The organism is Acinetobacter sp. CIP 64.2 (genome assembly GCF_000369645.1).
In the GTDB taxonomy this organism is placed as follows: Bacteria; Pseudomonadota; Gammaproteobacteria; order Pseudomonadales; family Moraxellaceae; genus Acinetobacter.
The window spans coordinates 821,597-838,040 of sequence record NZ_KB850121.1 but is presented as its reverse complement, the minus strand read 5'-3'; the positions used below and the strand labels follow the sequence as shown (position 1 = coordinate 838,040).

Below are 16,444 nucleotides of genomic sequence, written 5' to 3'. Positions count from 1 at the left end.
CACCCGATCGCAATGGACCCAGGTCTACGTTTTGCGATCCGTGAAGGTGGTCGTACTGTAGGCGCTGGTGTTGTTGCTAAAGTAACTGCATAAGCCCAAGACTGTGTTACACTCAAATCGGAAGCTTCGGCTTTCGATTTGCATAATAGGCTAGTAGTTCAATTGGTAGAGCGTCGGTCTCCAAAACCGAATGTTGGGGGTTCGAGTCCCTCCTGGCCTGCCACTTTTTTTTTATAAAAAAGCTTAATTCTGGCTGAGTTGTCATATAATAAGTCGCGAATTCTACGACGAGTAAAAAAATGTCGAATGATAAATCGCGTGACGCATTAAGCGACGCGCCAATCCCTCAAAGAAATAATGCCGCTGAAGTTGTAAACTCTGGCTCCCCACTTGATCTGGTCATGTGGTTGATTGCTATCGTTTTATTGGTCGGCGCCGCATTGGTAAATCAGCATTTACCGGCCTATTGGGCACCTGCAAATGATGTTTGGGTGCGCGTTGGGGTAATTTTGGCTTGTGTCGTTGTCGCTTTAGGTTTATTATACGCCACCCATCAAGGCAAAGGCTTTGTGCGTTTGTTGCAAGATGCGCGAATTGAACTGCGTCGAGTGACCTGGCCAACAAAACAAGAGACGATCACGACATCGTGGCAAGTGCTTTTGGTTGTACTCATTGCATCATTGGTTTTATGGTGTTTTGATTACGGGTTAGGTTGGTTTATTAAGTTAATTATCGGGTAAGAGTGCGATGAAACGTTGGTATATTATTCATGCCTATTCAGGTTTTGAAAAACAAGTGATGCGTTCACTTAATGACCGAATCCAGCGCAGCACTGTTGCTGATAGTTTTGGTGAAGTCCTCGTCCCTACTGAAGAAGTGGTGGAAATGAAGGATGGTAAGAAGCGTAAGTCTGAACGTAAATTCTTTCCTGGCTATGTATTAGTCGAGATGGAAATGAATGATGATACTTGGCATATCGTGAAAGAGTGTCCAAAGGTTCTTGGTTTTATCGGTGGTACACCAGAAAAACCAGCACCGATTTCACAACGTGAAGCTGATGCGATTCTTGCACGTGTACGTAATACAGGTGAAGCACCTCGTCCTAAGACGATGTTTGAGCCTGGTGAAGAATTGCTCGTGATTGACGGTCCGTTCACTGACTTTAAAGGAGTCGTGGAGGAAGTTCAGTACGATAAGTCACGTTTAACGTTGACGATTAATGTATTTAATCGACCAACTCAGGTTGAACTCGAGTTTCGCCAAGTCGAAAAAACGATTTAACCTGTCTAGGTTGATAAGCGCCCGATCTGATCGGGCATTGTTGTTCTAACACTTCGGTGTTGTTTAATTTTTTGGGGAGCCTAACGGCGTCTGTACCCAGAGGTAATTTTCAATGGCTAAGAAGATTGACGGCTATATCAAGCTGCAAGTTCCAGCTGGTAAAGCAAATCCATCTCCACCAATTGGTCCTGCTTTAGGTCAACGTGGTGTAAACATCATGGCATTCTGTAAAGAATTCAATGCTGCTACACAAAAACTTGAAGTTGGTTTGCCAATTCCTGTCGTGATCACAGTGTACAACGATAAGTCGTTCACTTTTATCATGAAAACTCCACCTGCATCTATTCTTCTTAAGAAGGCTGCTGGTATTCAAAAGGGTTCTTCTGTACCTAACAAAACTAAAGTTGGTAAGTTGACTCGTGCTCAATTAGAAGAAATTGCGACTACTAAAGAACCAGACTTAACTGGTGCTGATTTAGACGCTCGTGTACGTACCATCGCTGGTTCTGCACGTTCTATGGGCTTGGAAGTGGAGCTATAAGACATGGCAAAGTTAACTAAACGTCAAAAAGCCATTGCTGCTGCTGTTGAAGCAAACAAAGTTTACACTTTGGAAGAAGCAGTTCAAGTTCTTAACAGCCTTCCAGCTGCAAAGTTCAAAGAATCTTTAGATATCGCTGTAAACCTTGGCGTAGATCCACGTAAATCTGATCAGGTTGTTCGTGGCGCGACGACTTTACCTGCAGGTACTGGTAAAACTGTACGTGTAGCTGTATTTGCTCAAGGTGCTGCTGCAGAAGCTGCGAAAGCTGCTGGTGCTGATATCGTTGGTTTTGACGACCTTGCTGAAAGCATTCAAGGTGGAAACCTTGATTTCGACGTTGTTATTGCTGCTCCTGATGCAATGCGCGTTGTTGGTAAGCTTGGTACAATTCTTGGTCCACGTGGCTTAATGCCAAACCCTAAAGTGGGTACAGTAACGCCTGACGTTGCTAACGCGGTTAAGAATGCTAAATCTGGTCAAGCACGTTACCGTGTAGACAAAGCGGGTATCATCCACGCTGCGATTGGCCAACTTGGCTTTAGCGAAGAAGCTGTACGTCAAAACGTTGAAACTTTAATTGCAGACTTGAAAAAGTTGAAACCTGCAACTTCTAAAGGTGTATACGTTAAAAAGATCACTTTGAGCTCAACTATGGGTCCTGGTTTGATCGTTGACGTAAGTAACGTATCTAAGTAATTAGACAGAATTTTAAAGCCCTGAGTAATATTTGAAGCATTGCTTCAAATATTACGCAAGAAAACCGGTTTCGGACGACTTGCAAACTTAGGCAAACTTTGAATTGATAAATGAATATTTATCAGCGTCAAAGACCTCAGGCGAGAAACATTTTCGGATGTTTTTCTTAATTGACCAGCCTGAGTAGACGCGGTGGTGTGATTTGTTCCTCCTCCGCGTGTAAGTCCGAATACGACTTACGAATTGGGAGTGCACTCGTAAGAGTGCATAAATCACCGTTAGGAGGTTTTACGATGGCTCTTCTTATCGAAGACAAAAAACAGATCGTTGCAGAAGTAACTGAAGTTGCTTCTACTGCGTTCGCTGCCGTTGTTGCTGACTACCAAGGTTTAACAGTTGAGCAATTAACTGCTCTTCGCGTTGAAGCTCGTAAGTTAGGTGTTGCTACACGTGTTGTACGTAATACTTTGGCTAAACGTGCGCTTCAAGATACGCCATTCGCGATCTTGAATGATGACCTTGTTGGTCCAACAATCTTAGCATTCTCAACTTCTGAAGATGACATGGGTGCAGCTGCACGCTTGTTCGAAGAATTTGCGAAAACTAACAAAGCATTTGAATTAAAGGCTGCTGCATTTGAAGGCAAACTTTATCAAGGTGCTGACGTTAGCGTTATTGCAAACCTTCCGAACCAAGAAAAAGCGCTTACTATGCTTGCCTCTGTTCTTCAAGCTCCGATTTCGAAATTGGGTCGCTTACTTACAGCGCTTCAAGAGAAAAACGGATCAGAAGCTGCTTAAGCTTAAATCTACTTTCACACCATTCAATACCCATTTGGAGTTACTCTCATGGCTTTAACTAACGAAGAAATCTTAAACGCAGTTGCTGAAAAAACAGTTCTTGAACTTGTTGAATTAATTTCTGCTTTCGAAGAAAAATTTAACGTATCTGCTGCTGCTGTAGCTGTTGCTGCTGCTCCAGGCGCTGGCGCTGCTGCTGAAGAACAAACTGAATTCAACGTTGAGTTGACTTCTTTCGGTGCTAACAAAGTTGCTGTAATTAAAGCAGTTCGTGAAGCTACTGGTCTTGGTCTTAAAGAAGCTAAAGATCTTGTTGAAGGCGCTCCTGCAGTTCTTAAAGAAGGCGTTTCTAAAGAAGAAGGCGAAGAACTTAAGAAGAAGCTTGAAGAAGCTGGTGCTACAGTTACACTTAAGTAATTCTGTAGGGAGTCGATTTTTTCAAAATCGGCTCCAAAAAATGGCTGATGGCTCTTGGGTCATCAGCCTTTTTGCGTTACAATAATCGGCTCGTTTTTTGTTAGTTTTGCATATAATACGCGTGTTATTTGAGCAAATTTAGCAAAATCAAACGCTTACCAATATTTTTTTGCTTATAAAAATATTGTTAAGCGTTTTAATACCACTAAAAATTGCAGCATTTGTAAACAGTGGTGGCCATATCGGCCTGCGTAATTCCTTCTAAGCCCGTTCTGCAGGCGGGCTTAGTTTACTTTCCGAGGACTCCAGATGGCATACTCATATACCGAAAAGAAACGGATCCGTAAGAATTTTGGTAAATTGCCCCACGTAATGGAAGCACCGTACTTACTTTCGATTCAGGTCGATTCGTACCGTACATTCTTACAAGGCGGTAAAACACCAAAAAATCGCGAAGATATCGGTCTCCAAGCCGCATTTCGTTCAGTTTTTCCTATTGAAAGTTATTCTGGCAATGCTGCTTTAGAATTTGTTGAGTATAGCCTTGGTAAGCCTGAGTTTGACGTACGTGAATGTATTTTACGTGGTTCAACTTATGCGGCACCAATGCGCGTAAAAATTCGTTTGATCATCAAAGATCGTGAAACGAAATCAATTAAAGACGTTCGTGAACAAGAAGTTTACATGGGTGAAATGCCACTCATGACCGATAACGGTACATTCGTTATTAACGGTACTGAGCGTGTAATCGTATCTCAATTACACCGTTCACCAGGCGTATTCTTTGACCATGACAAGGGTAAAACCCACTCAAGCGGTAAAGTGTTGTATTCAGCACGTATTATTCCTTACCGTGGTTCATGGTTAGACTTTGAATTTGATGCCAAAGATTTAGTCTTTGTACGTATTGACCGTCGTCGTAAGTTGCTTGCAACGGTGATTTTACGTGCCTTGAATTATAGCAATGAACAAATCTTGAATTTGTTCTATGAAAAAGTACCTGTATATCTTGATATGGGTAGCTATCAAATTGACCTGGTTCCAGATCGCTTACGTGGCGAGATGGCGCAATTTGATATCTTGGATAACGATGGCAAAACAATCGTTGAACAAGGTAAACGTATTAATGCACGTCACGTACGTCAAATGGAAGCGGCTAACTTAGCCAAGCTTTCTGTACCTGATGAGTACTTGTATGAGCGTATTACGGCTGAAGACATTACCTTGAAAAGTGGTGATGTGATTCCTGCCAATACCGTACTTAGCCATGAAATTATGGTGAAGTTGGCTGAAGGTGGTGTGAAGCAGTTTAACATCCTGTTCACCAATGACATCGATCGTGGTTCTTTCGTTGCAGATACCTTGCGCGCAGATACAACGACAGGCCGCGAAGAAGCGCTTGTCGAAATCTATAAAGTGATGCGTCCAGGTGAGCCACCAACGAAAGAAGCTGCTGAAAACTTATTCAATAACTTGTTCTTCTCTTCTGAGCGTTATGACCTGTCTCCAGTCGGTCGTATGAAGTTCAACCGTCGTTTGGGTCGTCCTTACGAAGTGGGTACTGATCAGAAGTCACGTGAAGTTGAAGGTATTTTATCGCACGACGATATCATCGATGTATTGCGTACATTGGTTGAGATTCGTAACGGTAAAGGTGAAGTCGATGATATCGATCACTTGGGTAACCGTCGTGTACGTTCTGTAGGCGAAATGACAGAAAACCAATTCCGTGTTGGTTTAGTCCGTGTTGAACGTGCTGTTAAAGAACGTTTAAGCCAAGCAGAAACAGATAACTTGTCTCCACAAGATTTGATCAATGCAAAACCAGTTGCTGCTGCAATCAAAGAGTTCTTTGGCTCGAGCCAGTTGTCTCAGTTCATGGACCAAAACAACCCATTGTCTGAGATTACACACAAACGTCGCGTATCTGCGCTTGGTCCTGGTGGTTTAACACGTGAACGCGCGGGCTTCGAAGTACGTGACGTACATCAAACTCACTATGGTCGTGTTTGTCCAATTGAAACACCTGAAGGTCCAAACATTGGTTTGATCAATTCGCTTTCTGTCTATGCTAAAGCGAATGACTTCGGTTTCTTGGAAACACCTTACCGTAAAGTTGTTGATGGCCGTGTGACTGATGAAGTTGAATACTTATCTGCAATTGAAGAAGTAGGTACTGTCATTGCACAGGCCGATTCTGCAGTTGATAAAGATGGTATGTTGACTGAAGAGATGGTTTCTGTACGTCATCAAGGTGACTTCGTTCGTATGTCGCCTGAGCGCGTAACCCATATGGACGTTTCTGCGCAACAGGTCGTATCTGTCGCAGCGTCATTGATTCCATTCCTTGAACACGATGATGCGAACCGTGCATTGATGGGTTCAAACATGCAACGTCAGGCTGTTCCTACCTTACGTGCTGACAAGCCGCTTGTTGGTACAGGTATGGAAGCAAACGTAGCACGCGACTCTGGTGTGTGTGTGATCGCAAACCGTGGTGGTGCGATTGAATATGTTGATGCATCTCGTATCGTTATTCGTGTCAACGAAGATGAAATGATTGCGGGTGAAGCAGGTGTAGATATCTATAACCTGATCAAATATACACGTTCAAACCAGAATACATGTATTAACCAGAATGTCATCGTGAACTTGGGCGACAAAGTTGCTCGTGGTGATATCTTGGCTGACGGTCCATCGACAGATATGGGTGAACTTGCGCTGGGTCAAAACATGCGCGTCGCGTTCATGACCTGGAATGGTTATAACTATGAAGACTCGATCTTACTTTCTGAGCGTGTACTTCAAGAAGACCGTTTAACCTCGATTCACATTCAGGAATTGTCATGTGTAGCACGTGATACCAAGTTAGGCGCAGAAGAAATTACTGCCGATATTCCTAACGTCGGTGAAGCTGCACTGTCTAAACTGGATGAGTCTGGTATTGTTTACATCGGTGCTGAAGTAACTGCGGGTGACATCCTTGTTGGTAAGGTAACGCCTAAAGGTGAAACTCAGTTGACACCTGAAGAAAAATTACTGCGCGCAATCTTTGGTGAAAAAGCGGCTGACGTAAAAGATTCATCTTTACGTGTTCCGTCTGGTACTAAAGGTACGGTTATCGACGTTCAAGTCTTCACACGTGATGGCTTGGAGAAAGATGAACGTGCACAAGCAATTGAAAAAGCTCAGCTTGATGCATACCGTAAAGACTTGAAAGAAGAATACAAAATCTTCGAAGAAGCAGCACGTGAACGTATTGTTCGTTTGTTGAAAGGTCAAGAATCTAACGGTGGCGGTTCAACCAAACGCGGCGATAAACTTTCAGAAGATGTATTGTCTGGCTTAGAGCTTGTTGATTTACTTGAAATCCAGCCAAATGATGAAGCAATTGCTGAACGTTTAACTCAGATTCAAGTGTTCTTGAAAGAGAAGAGCTACGAGATTGACGAGAAGTTTGCTGAGAAGAAGCGTAAACTTTCTACAGGTGATGAATTAACAACGGGCGTATTGAAAGTTGTTAAGGTTTACCTTGCGGTGAAACGTCGTATCCAGCCTGGTGATAAGATGGCGGGTCGTCACGGTAACAAGGGTGTTGTATCAAACATCTTACCGGTTGAAGACATGCCACATGATGCGAATGGCGTACCAGTCGACATCGTATTGAACCCACTGGGTGTACCGTCACGTATGAACGTGGGTCAGATTCTTGAGACTCACTTGGGTATGGCAGCGAAAGGTCTTGGCGATAAAATCGAAAAAATGTTGAAAGAACAACGTACAGTGATTGAACTGCGTGAATTCTTAGACAAGATTTATAACAAGGTTGGCGGTGAGCAGGAAGAGCTTGATAGCTTGACTGATGCAGAAATCTTGGCGCTTTCAGGTAACTTACGTGCTGGTGTTCCATTGGCAACACCTGTATTTGATGGTGCTGAAGAAAGCCAGATCAAAGACCTACTTGAACTTGCTGATATCTCACGTACTGGTCAAACGGTATTGTTTGACGGACGTACAGGTGAACAGTTTGACCGTCCTGTAACTGTAGGTTACATGTACATGCTCAAATTGAACCACTTGGTTGATGACAAGATGCATGCGCGTTCAACGGGTTCTTACTCACTTGTGACTCAACAGCCGCTTGGTGGTAAAGCACAATTCGGTGGTCAGCGTTTCGGTGAGATGGAAGTATGGGCACTTGAAGCATACGGTGCTGCATATACGCTCCAAGAAATGCTTACTGTGAAGTCGGATGACGTCGAAGGCCGTACACGCATCTACAAGAACATTGTAGATGGTAACCATTATATGGATCCGGGTATGCCTGAATCGTTCAACGTATTGACCAAAGAGATCCGTTCTTTAGGTATCAACATTGAACTGAAAAATGGTGACTAAAAAATCTCCCCCAACCCCTCTTTGAGAAAGAGGGGAGAAAGTCCCCCTTTATAAAGGGGGATTTAGGGGGATTAGATATTCCCAAATTTCAGTAAAAACAATATTTGTGACCCAGTCGGGTGAGCTTAGCTCCTCGACACACGGAGAAAAAAATTGAAAGACTTGCTCGATATCATGCGTAAGAAAACGGATTCAGAAGGTCATGCACCCGTTGAATTTGACCGTATCCGTATTGGTCTTGCGTCACCAGAGATGATTAAGTCATGGTCTCACGGTGAAGTTAAAAAGCCTGAAACCATTAACTACCGTACTTTTAAACCTGAACGTGACGGTTTGTTCTGTGCCAAAATCTTTGGTCCAGTAAAAGATTACGAATGCTTGTGTGGTAAATACAAGCGTATGAAATACAAAGGCGTCATTTGTGAAAAATGTGGCGTTGAAGTAACGACTGCGAAAGTTCGTCGTGAACGTATGGGTCACATCGAGCTTGCTTCTCCAGTTGCACACATCTGGTTCTTGAAATCATTACCGAGCCGTATCGGTTTACTTCTTGATATGACATTACGTGATATCGAGCGCGTATTGTATTTCGAATCTTATGTAGTTACTGATCCTGGTATGACTCCGTTTGAAAAGTATCAACTTTTAACAGACGAAGAATACTACAATGCACTTGAAGAACACGGTGATGAATTCACTGCGAAAATGGGTGCAGAAGCAGTTCAGGATTTATTAAAAGATATCGATCTTGAAGCTGAGATTGCACGTTTACGTGAAGAAATTCCACAAACAACCTCTGAGACGAAACTTAAAAAAGCGTCTAAGCGTTTGAAGTTGATGGAAGCTTTCAAAGATTCGAACAACAAGCCTGAATGGATGGTGATGAACGTACTTCCAGTACTTCCACCAGACTTACGTCCGCTTGTACCACTTGAAGGTGGTCGTTTCGCGACTTCAGACTTGAACGATTTATATCGTCGTGTGATCAACCGTAACAACCGTTTGAAGCGTCTTCTTGACCTTGCTGCGCCAGATATCATCGTACGTAACGAAAAACGTATGTTACAAGAGTCTGTTGATGCGTTGCTTGATAACGGTCGTCGTGGTCGTGCGATTACAGGTTCGAACAAACGTCCATTGAAATCTTTGGCAGACATGATCAAAGGTAAACAAGGTCGTTTCCGTCAAAACTTGCTCGGTAAGCGTGTTGACTATTCTGGTCGTTCGGTGATTACCGTAGGTCCTACTTTACGTCTTCACCAATGTGGTCTTCCGAAGAAAATGGCACTTGAATTGTTCAAGCCATTCATTTTCGCAAAACTACAAGCATCTGGCCAAGCAACAACCATTAAAGCTGCGAAGAAAATGGTTGAGCGCGAGACACCGGAAGTTTGGGACGTTCTTGCTTCTGTGATTCGTCAACATCCAGTCATGTTGAACCGTGCGCCAACACTTCACCGTCTAGGTCTTCAAGCATTTGAACCTATTCTGATCGAAGGTAAGGCAATCCGTCTTCACCCACTCGTTTGTGCTGCGTTTAACGCCGACTTCGATGGTGACCAAATGGCGGTACACGTTCCATTGACATTGGAAGCACAGCTTGAAGCACGTGCGTTGATGATGTCGACCAACAACATCTTGTCACCTGCAAACGGTGAGCCGATCATCGTTCCTTCTCAGGACGTGGTCTTGGGTCTTTACTACATCACACGTGATGCGGTAAATGCCAAAGGTGAAGGCATGGTGTTTGCGGATACGCACGAAGTTAACCGTGCGTTAGCGACGGGTAAAGTTGCAATCCATGCGCGCGTAAAAGTACGTGTACACCAAACTGTGATTGATGAAAACGGTAACCGTGAAAAGCAAACCATCATTGTTGATACGACACCTGGTCGTTGCTTGTTATGGGAAGTTGTTCCACAAGGTTTAAGCTTCGAATCGATCAACCTTGAGATGACCAAGAAAAACATCTCGAAGTTAATCAACTCTTGCTACCGTAAACTTGGTTTGAAAGATACGGTTATCTTCGCTGACCAATTGATGTATTTGGGCTTCCGTCAAGCGACGCGTTCAGGTGTATCTGTTGGTATGGAAGACATGTTGATTCCACCAACCAAGCATACGATTATCGATAAAGCTGAAACGGAAGTTCGTGAAATCGAACAACAGTTTGAGCAAGGTTTCGTAACTGCAGGTGAGCGTTATAACAAAGTTGTCGATATTTGGGCGCGTACTAACGACCAAGTTGCGAAAGCGATGATGGATAACTTGTCTTATACCCTTGTGAAAAACAAACAAGGTGAAGACGAGAAACAGAAATCATTCAACTCGATTTATATGATGTCTGACTCGGGTGCCCGTGGTAGTGCGGCGCAGATCCGTCAGCTTGCCGGTATGCGTGGTTTGATGGCGAAGCCAGATGGCTCGATCATTGAGACCCCAATTAAAGCAAACTTCCGTGAAGGTTTGACGGTACTTCAGTACTTCATCTCGACACACGGTGCGCGTAAAGGTTTGGCCGATACCGCATTGAAAACTGCGAACTCTGGTTACTTGACACGTCGTCTTGTAGACGTAGCACAAGATTTGGTTATTACTGAATCTGACTGTGGTACAGCCGGTGGCTTGGTGATGACTCCATTCATTCAAGGTGGTGACGTTATTGAACCATTACGCGATCGCGTATTGGGTCGTGTAACTGCTGAAGATGTACGTCGTGCATCTGATGATGAAGTGGTTCTTCCACGTGGTACCTTGATTGACGAGAAAATTGCTGCTCAGCTTGAAGAAGCGGGTGTCGATGAGGTTAAAGTACGTTCAGTTATCGCTTGTGAATCAACATTCGGTGTATGTGCGCGTTGTTATGGTCGTGACCTTGCACGTGGTCACTTGGTGAACCCAGGTGAATCAGTGGGTGTAATGGCTGCACAATCAATTGGTGAGCCAGGTACACAGTTAACGATGCGTACCTTCCACGTGGGTGGTGCTGCGAGCCGAACTTCTGCTGCAAACAGTGTTCAAGTACGTAACAAAGGTACTGTACGTTTCCACAACGTGAAAACTGTACAACATGCCAAAGGTCACTTGGTCTCTGTTTCACGTTCAGGTGAAATTGGTATTGCCGATGACTTAGGTCGTGAGCGCGAGCGTTATAAACTTCCTTACGGTGCAAGCATCTTGTTGAAAGATGGTGAGGCTGTAGAAGCGGGCGGTATCGTAGCGACTTGGGATCCGCATACACATCCATTGGTAACAGAAGTTGCTGGTAAAGCACGTTTCAGCCAAATCGCTGATGGTGTAACTGCAACATCGAAAACTGATGATGCAACGGGTATGACCACTGTTGAAATCTTGCCTGTAACAGCTCGTCCTGCTTCTGGTAAAGATTTACGTCCTGCAATCGTGTTAGATACAACCGATGGCGGCGAACAGTTCTACTTCTTGCCACAAAACACAATTGTGACTGTCCGTGATGGCGAAACGATTGGTGTGGGTGACGTCATTGGTCGTGTACCACAAGAAACTTCACGTACGCGTGATATTACCGGTGGTCTTCCGCGTGTAGCTGACTTGTTCGAAGCACGTAAGCCGAAAGAACATGCGATTCTTGCAGAAGTATCAGGTGTTGTAAGCTTCGGTAAAGAGACTAAAGGTAAGAACCGTTTAGTCATCACTCCAGATGACGGTTCAGAAATCTACGAAGAATTGATTCCAAAATGGCGTCAAATCAACGTGTTCGAAGGTGAGCATGTCAACCGTGGTGAAACCATTTCTGATGGTCCGCAAAACCCACATGACATCTTACGTTTGAAAGGCGAAGTGGCACTTACCAATTATATCGTGAACGAAGTTCAAGACGTTTACCGTCTCCAAGGTGTAAAAATCAACGATAAGCACATTGAAGTTGTTGTACGTCAAATGTTGCGTAAAGTTGATATCACTGATGGCGGTGATACAAGCTTCATCAAGGGCGAGCAAGTGGATTACATCCGCGTTGTTCAAGAGAACCAAGCAGTCTTGGCTCAGAACAAGTTCCCTGCGAAGTTTGAACGTCAATTGATGGGTATTACCAAAGCGTCGCTTTCTACTGACTCGTTCATCTCTGCTGCATCGTTCCAGGAAACCACACGTGTGTTAACTGAAGCGGCTGTAACAGGTAAAGAAGATGACTTACGTGGCTTGAAAGAAAACGTTGTTGTGGGTCGTTTGATCCCGGCAGGTACAGGTCTTGCGTATCATTTAGAGCGTCGTCGTCAAGAAGCAGAAGCTGCTGAATTTGAACTTCACAATGACTTTAGTGAAGTTGATCAAGCATTCAGTCAAGCGTTGAACTCAGACCAGTTCTAAGTCTTAACGAATGAAAAAGGCACCTTCGGGTGCCTTTTTTTATGGGAATGAGAATACAACCTTTTAGGAGATTGTATTGGTTATTTTTAAAGAGGGACTTGTTTACAAAACATCAATCGATTGGGACATTGTGATAACACAATGTGATCAAATTCCTCATAAAAGAGGATTATGCTTTTGTATAGAACGTATAGAAGTGAGTATGGTCATGAAAAAAACAATAGGTTTGGTTTCTACTTTGGCATTATCGGCGGTGATGTTCACAGGCTGTCAAAACATGAGTGCATCTGACCAACGTATTGGTGCAGCAGCGCTTGGTGGTGCTGTGGGCGGCGGTGTAGGTAATCATGTTGGTGGTGGTCTCGGTGCGGGTGTAGGCGCAGCTGCGGGTGCGGGTGTCGGTGCAAACACGAAAGGTGGAAGCAGTAATTCGACCACAAGCAGTGCAATCGGGGCTGGTATTGGTTCTGTCGTCGGTAAAGCCATTTTTGGTGGAGATTCTGGCGCTGCGATCGGTGGTGCCATTGGTGGCGGAGCTGGTGCAGCCATTCAAGAGAAGAAAAGATAATTTCTGCCAATCAGATTCAAAAATGCCTGCAATTAATTGCAGGCATTTTTTATTTGGTTTGGATTAGGGGCTGGCTTTCGGTTTTTTTCGGCGGATATACAGTACTTTTTCGACTTCCGCGATTCGGGTACCTGCCTCATCTACAATATTTAACGTGTAATGGCGTAGAACGGGTGCGTAATTTTCTGCCAGTTGCTTAATTTCGGCAATTTCTTGAGCGTTGAGCTGGATATCTGCATAAACCGTATTACGGCCTGGAGCAATAAAATTAATAGTAGCGCTCTTGTCCCAAACAATATACTTATGCCCTAAATGATGGATCAGAATTAACATATAAAAAGGATCAACCATCGAGTAAAGACTGCCACCAAAATGTGTTCCTACGATATTTCGATTGCGTCGGGTGAGCGGCATCTTAACGCGAATGTGATAATCATCGAGATCAATATTTTCAATGTGGATTCCTGCCCCACGATAAGGGGAGTAATGATTGAGTAGAAATTTGGAAATCGCAGGAATGGTTCGAATTTTTTTGAAAAAGTCTTTCATGGTCAATTTTTTTTCTTGCAACTCTATTCATACTCCATAAGTATCATTTTTATTGCATCGCTGGCAATGGCTGTTGATGAGCAAGCCGATAGAAAACAAAATGGGAAACAATTATGCAAGCACAAGTAAAAACAGTGACGACCTCGGATCAGCAAACGCTTTGTGTGAAAACATGGGGTGATGAGAAAAAAACAGCTTTGGTTTTAGTCCATGGCTATCCAGACAATCAGGAAGTTTGGGAACCCATAATTGAGAAATTGCTAAATGATTATTATGTGGTGACTTACGATGTCCGAGGGGCAGGGCTTTCCTCAATTCCAAAACGGATTAAGGATTATCGTTTGCCACGCCTGTCTTTGGATTTACAAGAAGTGGTGGATCAAGTCCTACCCAACCGAAATTTCCATTTGGCTGCGCATGACTGGGGTTCTCTACAGTCGTGGGAATCGGCAACTGAGCCAAAATTAAAAGGCCGTTTGTTGTCTTATACGACGATTTCAGGCCCTTGTTTGGATCATGCGTCTTTATATCTACGTGAGAAATTTAAATCAGCACCGAGCAATGTATTGAAAATGCTGACTAAATCTTGGTATATCGGAGCTTTCCATCTGCCTTTGGTTGCACCAACAGTATGGACCTTCTTCAGTCCAGAGAAATGGGGCAAGATTTTAAGCGGATTGGAAAAGAAGAAAGATTTGCCATTGAATGCCAATATTGTTGCAGATGGGAAATATGGCATTAATCTGTACCGTGCCAACTTTATTCCTTCTTTAACTCAGCCTCGCCAACGTTATGCACAATGTCCTGTACAAGCGATTGTATTACAGCGTGATGCCTTTGTTAGTCCAGAGTACATTACCGAATCGATGCCAAAATGGGTGGAACAATTTGAATATGTTGAGCTTGATGCCAATCACTGGGCAGTACTGAGCCAACCAGAAAAAATTGCTGAACTGATCCATCAATTCGTGCAACGCCAAGCAGCTTAAGGCTTTCGTAGAATAATTAAGCTAAAAATCACTTGAGATGCGTTACAATTCGGCGATATTTTCAGCTTCATGATTATGAATCTGCTAGAATGTCGCCTTTTCTTTGCTCCTAAAATTGTTCATGAATGCTGTCGTAATTGCGATTGCCGTGATGTTTATTTTGTCACTGGCACGCGTTTCTGTTGTTCTCACATTAGTGATTTCAGCCATTATTGGCGGCTTGGTCGCAGGTCTAAGTCTTTCCCAAACCGTAGAAGCATTTAATGCGGGCTTAGGTGATGGCGCTGAAGTTGCCTTGGCTTATGCCGTGTTAGGCGCATTTGCCTTGGCACTGTCCAAGTCTGGTTTACCTGATTTACTGGCGCATAAACTGATTGGTTTATTGGGGATGGAAGCAGGTAAAAATCAGCAAAGAAAGGTGAAATATCTATTATTAACGATTTTGCTGATTGCTGCGATTTTCTCTCAGAACTTGATTCCTGTGCATATTGCCTTTATTCCAGTCTTGGTTCCCCCTTTACTGAAAGTGATGAACCATTTAAAGCTGGATCGACGTGCGGCAGCCTGTGTCATGACTCTGGGTTTAGTCGGAACTTATATTTTCCTACCTGTGGGGTTTGGTGCAATTTTCCTTGAACAGATTCTGATGGGCAATATCAATAAAATAGGGGCTGCCTATGGTCTGCATGTTGAGCGAGGCATGATGCCAATCGGCATGGCAATTCCTGTTTTAGGTATGGTGCTTGGGACGCTGGTCGCTGTGTTTGTGAGTTATCGTAAGCCTCGTATTTATGTAGATCGTACCATTAACACAGTCAAAAGCATTGATCTGGACAAACCACTCAGAGCAACGGAACAACAAGAATATGACCTAAAAGCGGATGCAGAAGAGCTTAAACAAGAAGCTGAAAATGTCCCGTATATTTCCAAAAAAACCATGTTTATGGCTGTGCTTGCAATTGGCTTAACCTTGGTCGCACAGTTGTACTCAGGTTCAATGATTCTGGGTGGCCTAGTCGGTTTTGCGGTGTTGTCAGCATCCGGTATTTTTAAATGGCAAGATGCGGATGATGTGTTTGTACAAGGGATGCGCATGATGGCTCTGGTCGGCTTCATCATGATTTCTGCAGCAGGTTTTGCTTCAGTGATGACGCATACAGGCGATGTTACCCATCTGGTCAATGGGGTGGTGCATATCATTGGTGATAACCATGCTTTGGCGGCATTTCTCATGCTGTTTATTGGCTTATTTGTCACCATTGGCATTGGTTCATCGTTCTCAAGTGTACCTGTGCTGGCCGTGATTTATGTACCTTTGTGCGTACAGTTTGGTTTTTCACCGTTGGCGACCATTGCTTTAATTGGAACGGCTGCGGCTTTAGGTGATGCAGGCTCACCTGCATCAGATTCGACTTTGGGGCCAACGGCTGGTTTAGGTGTAGATGGTCAACATGATCACATTTGGGATACTGTTGTGCCGACTTTTATACACTTTAATATCCCATTGCTTATTTTTGGTTGGATTGCTGCGATGGTTTTATAATAAAAATGGCTCATTAAGAGCCATTTTTTTTGCTGAATTTAATTAAATTTTAAAATCTAAAAAAGATCAGTAAATGACATTTTTTGTCTCTTTTTTAATCTATTTTTATAATGTGGATTTAATATTAAGTTTTATGTAAATATATTTTTAAATCCTACTAAATTTATTTTTTAATTGTGATGTTATTTTATTTAAATCTGATGAAAATACTAGGTTTTATAGTGGTTTAAGTAGACTTAAATAGTCGGTATTAATAATTATTACATATTTTAACAATTATATTTTATTAATATTCAATGCATTACAAAATAG

The 16,444-nt window shown here is 43.3% G+C and carries 12 protein-coding genes, 1 tRNA gene and 1 pseudogene; 13 read left to right on the top strand and 1 reads right to left on the bottom strand.

The features are described from left to right. The 11 genes and pseudogenes from F895_RS19385 to F895_RS0118845 form a co-directional block, all read left to right on the top strand. Positions 1-93, top strand: a pseudogene (locus F895_RS19385) (elongation factor Tu); the annotation flags it as partial. Between the two features lie 54 nt (positions 94-147). Further along, positions 148-223, top strand: a tRNA-Trp gene (locus tag F895_RS12445). A gap of 76 nt (positions 224-299) precedes the next feature. Beyond that, positions 300-740, top strand: coding sequence for a preprotein translocase subunit SecE (gene secE, locus F895_RS12450; RefSeq protein ID WP_005240165.1), 441 nt, complete (start codon positions 300-302; stop codon positions 738-740). A 7-nt stretch (positions 741-747) separates the two neighbouring features. Then, on the top strand, positions 748-1,281 hold the full coding sequence (gene nusG / locus F895_RS12455) for a transcription termination/antitermination protein NusG (protein WP_004656291.1): 534 nt from the start codon (positions 748-750) through the stop codon (positions 1,279-1,281). Between the two features lie 112 nt (positions 1,282-1,393). Then, positions 1,394-1,822, top strand: a complete 429-nt coding sequence (rplK, locus tag F895_RS12460) for a 50S ribosomal protein L11 (protein ID WP_004637639.1) — start codon at positions 1,394-1,396, stop codon at positions 1,820-1,822. 3 nt (positions 1,823-1,825) lie between these two features. Next, on the top strand, positions 1,826-2,521 hold the full coding sequence (gene rplA, locus F895_RS12465) for a 50S ribosomal protein L1 (protein ID WP_004656290.1): 696 nt from the start codon (positions 1,826-1,828) through the stop codon (positions 2,519-2,521). A gap of 293 nt (positions 2,522-2,814) precedes the next feature. Next, positions 2,815-3,321, top strand: a complete 507-nt coding sequence (rplJ, locus tag F895_RS12470) for a 50S ribosomal protein L10 (protein ID WP_005240163.1) — start codon at positions 2,815-2,817, stop codon at positions 3,319-3,321. 48 nt (positions 3,322-3,369) lie between these two features. After that, on the top strand, positions 3,370-3,738 hold the full coding sequence (gene rplL, locus F895_RS12475; RefSeq protein ID WP_005240161.1) for a 50S ribosomal protein L7/L12: 369 nt from the start codon (positions 3,370-3,372) through the stop codon (positions 3,736-3,738). A 309-nt stretch (positions 3,739-4,047) separates the two neighbouring features. Further along, positions 4,048-8,136, top strand: coding sequence for a DNA-directed RNA polymerase subunit beta (rpoB, locus tag F895_RS12480; protein WP_005240159.1), 4,089 nt, complete (start codon positions 4,048-4,050; stop codon positions 8,134-8,136). Between the two features lie 153 nt (positions 8,137-8,289). Continuing rightward, the gene (gene rpoC / locus F895_RS12485; protein WP_004656284.1) at positions 8,290-12,483 is read left to right on the top strand and encodes a DNA-directed RNA polymerase subunit beta'; all 4,194 of its coding nucleotides are present in this window, start codon (positions 8,290-8,292) and stop codon (positions 12,481-12,483) included. Between the two features lie 208 nt (positions 12,484-12,691). After that, complete coding sequence (locus F895_RS0118845; protein WP_010590123.1) at positions 12,692-13,051, top strand: YMGG-like glycine zipper-containing protein; 360 nt, start codon at positions 12,692-12,694, stop codon at positions 13,049-13,051. A 63-nt stretch (positions 13,052-13,114) separates the two neighbouring features. Here the strand turns inward: F895_RS0118845 and F895_RS12490 are convergent, their stop codons facing one another. Then, positions 13,115-13,600, bottom strand: coding sequence for a DUF4442 domain-containing protein (locus F895_RS12490; protein ID WP_005240155.1), 486 nt, complete (start codon positions 13,598-13,600; stop codon positions 13,115-13,117). Between the two features lie 113 nt (positions 13,601-13,713). On the opposite strand from F895_RS12490, the gene F895_RS12495 reads away from it, so the two are divergent. After that, on the top strand, positions 13,714-14,589 hold the full coding sequence (locus F895_RS12495; protein WP_005240153.1) for an alpha/beta fold hydrolase: 876 nt from the start codon (positions 13,714-13,716) through the stop codon (positions 14,587-14,589). Positions 14,590-14,710: 121 nt separating this feature from the next. Then, positions 14,711-16,132, top strand: coding sequence for a Na+/H+ antiporter family protein (locus F895_RS12500; protein WP_005240151.1), 1,422 nt, complete (start codon positions 14,711-14,713; stop codon positions 16,130-16,132). The last annotated feature ends 312 nt before the right edge of the window (positions 16,133-16,444 follow it).

Excerpts from the sequence above, each read along its gene's own strand:
- secE (WP_005240165.1), top strand. The coding sequence starts at position 300 with ATGTCGAATGATAAATCGCGTGACGCATTAAGCGACGCGCCAATCCCT.
- nusG (WP_004656291.1), top strand. The coding sequence starts at position 748 with ATGAAACGTTGGTATATTATTCATGCCTATTCAGGTTTTGAAAAACAA.
- rplK (WP_004637639.1), top strand. The coding sequence starts at position 1,394 with ATGGCTAAGAAGATTGACGGCTATATCAAGCTGCAAGTTCCAGCTGGT.
- rplA (WP_004656290.1), top strand. The coding sequence starts at position 1,826 with ATGGCAAAGTTAACTAAACGTCAAAAAGCCATTGCTGCTGCTGTTGAA.
- rplJ (WP_005240163.1), top strand. The coding sequence starts at position 2,815 with ATGGCTCTTCTTATCGAAGACAAAAAACAGATCGTTGCAGAAGTAACT.
- rplL (WP_005240161.1), top strand. The coding sequence starts at position 3,370 with ATGGCTTTAACTAACGAAGAAATCTTAAACGCAGTTGCTGAAAAAACA.
- rpoB (WP_005240159.1), top strand. The coding sequence starts at position 4,048 with ATGGCATACTCATATACCGAAAAGAAACGGATCCGTAAGAATTTTGGT.
- F895_RS0118845 (WP_010590123.1), top strand. The coding sequence starts at position 12,692 with ATGAAAAAAACAATAGGTTTGGTTTCTACTTTGGCATTATCGGCGGTG.
- F895_RS12490 (WP_005240155.1), bottom strand. The coding sequence starts at position 13,600 with ATGAAAGACTTTTTCAAAAAAATTCGAACCATTCCTGCGATTTCCAAA.
- F895_RS12495 (WP_005240153.1), top strand. The coding sequence starts at position 13,714 with ATGCAAGCACAAGTAAAAACAGTGACGACCTCGGATCAGCAAACGCTT.
- F895_RS12500 (WP_005240151.1), top strand. The coding sequence starts at position 14,711 with ATGAATGCTGTCGTAATTGCGATTGCCGTGATGTTTATTTTGTCACTG.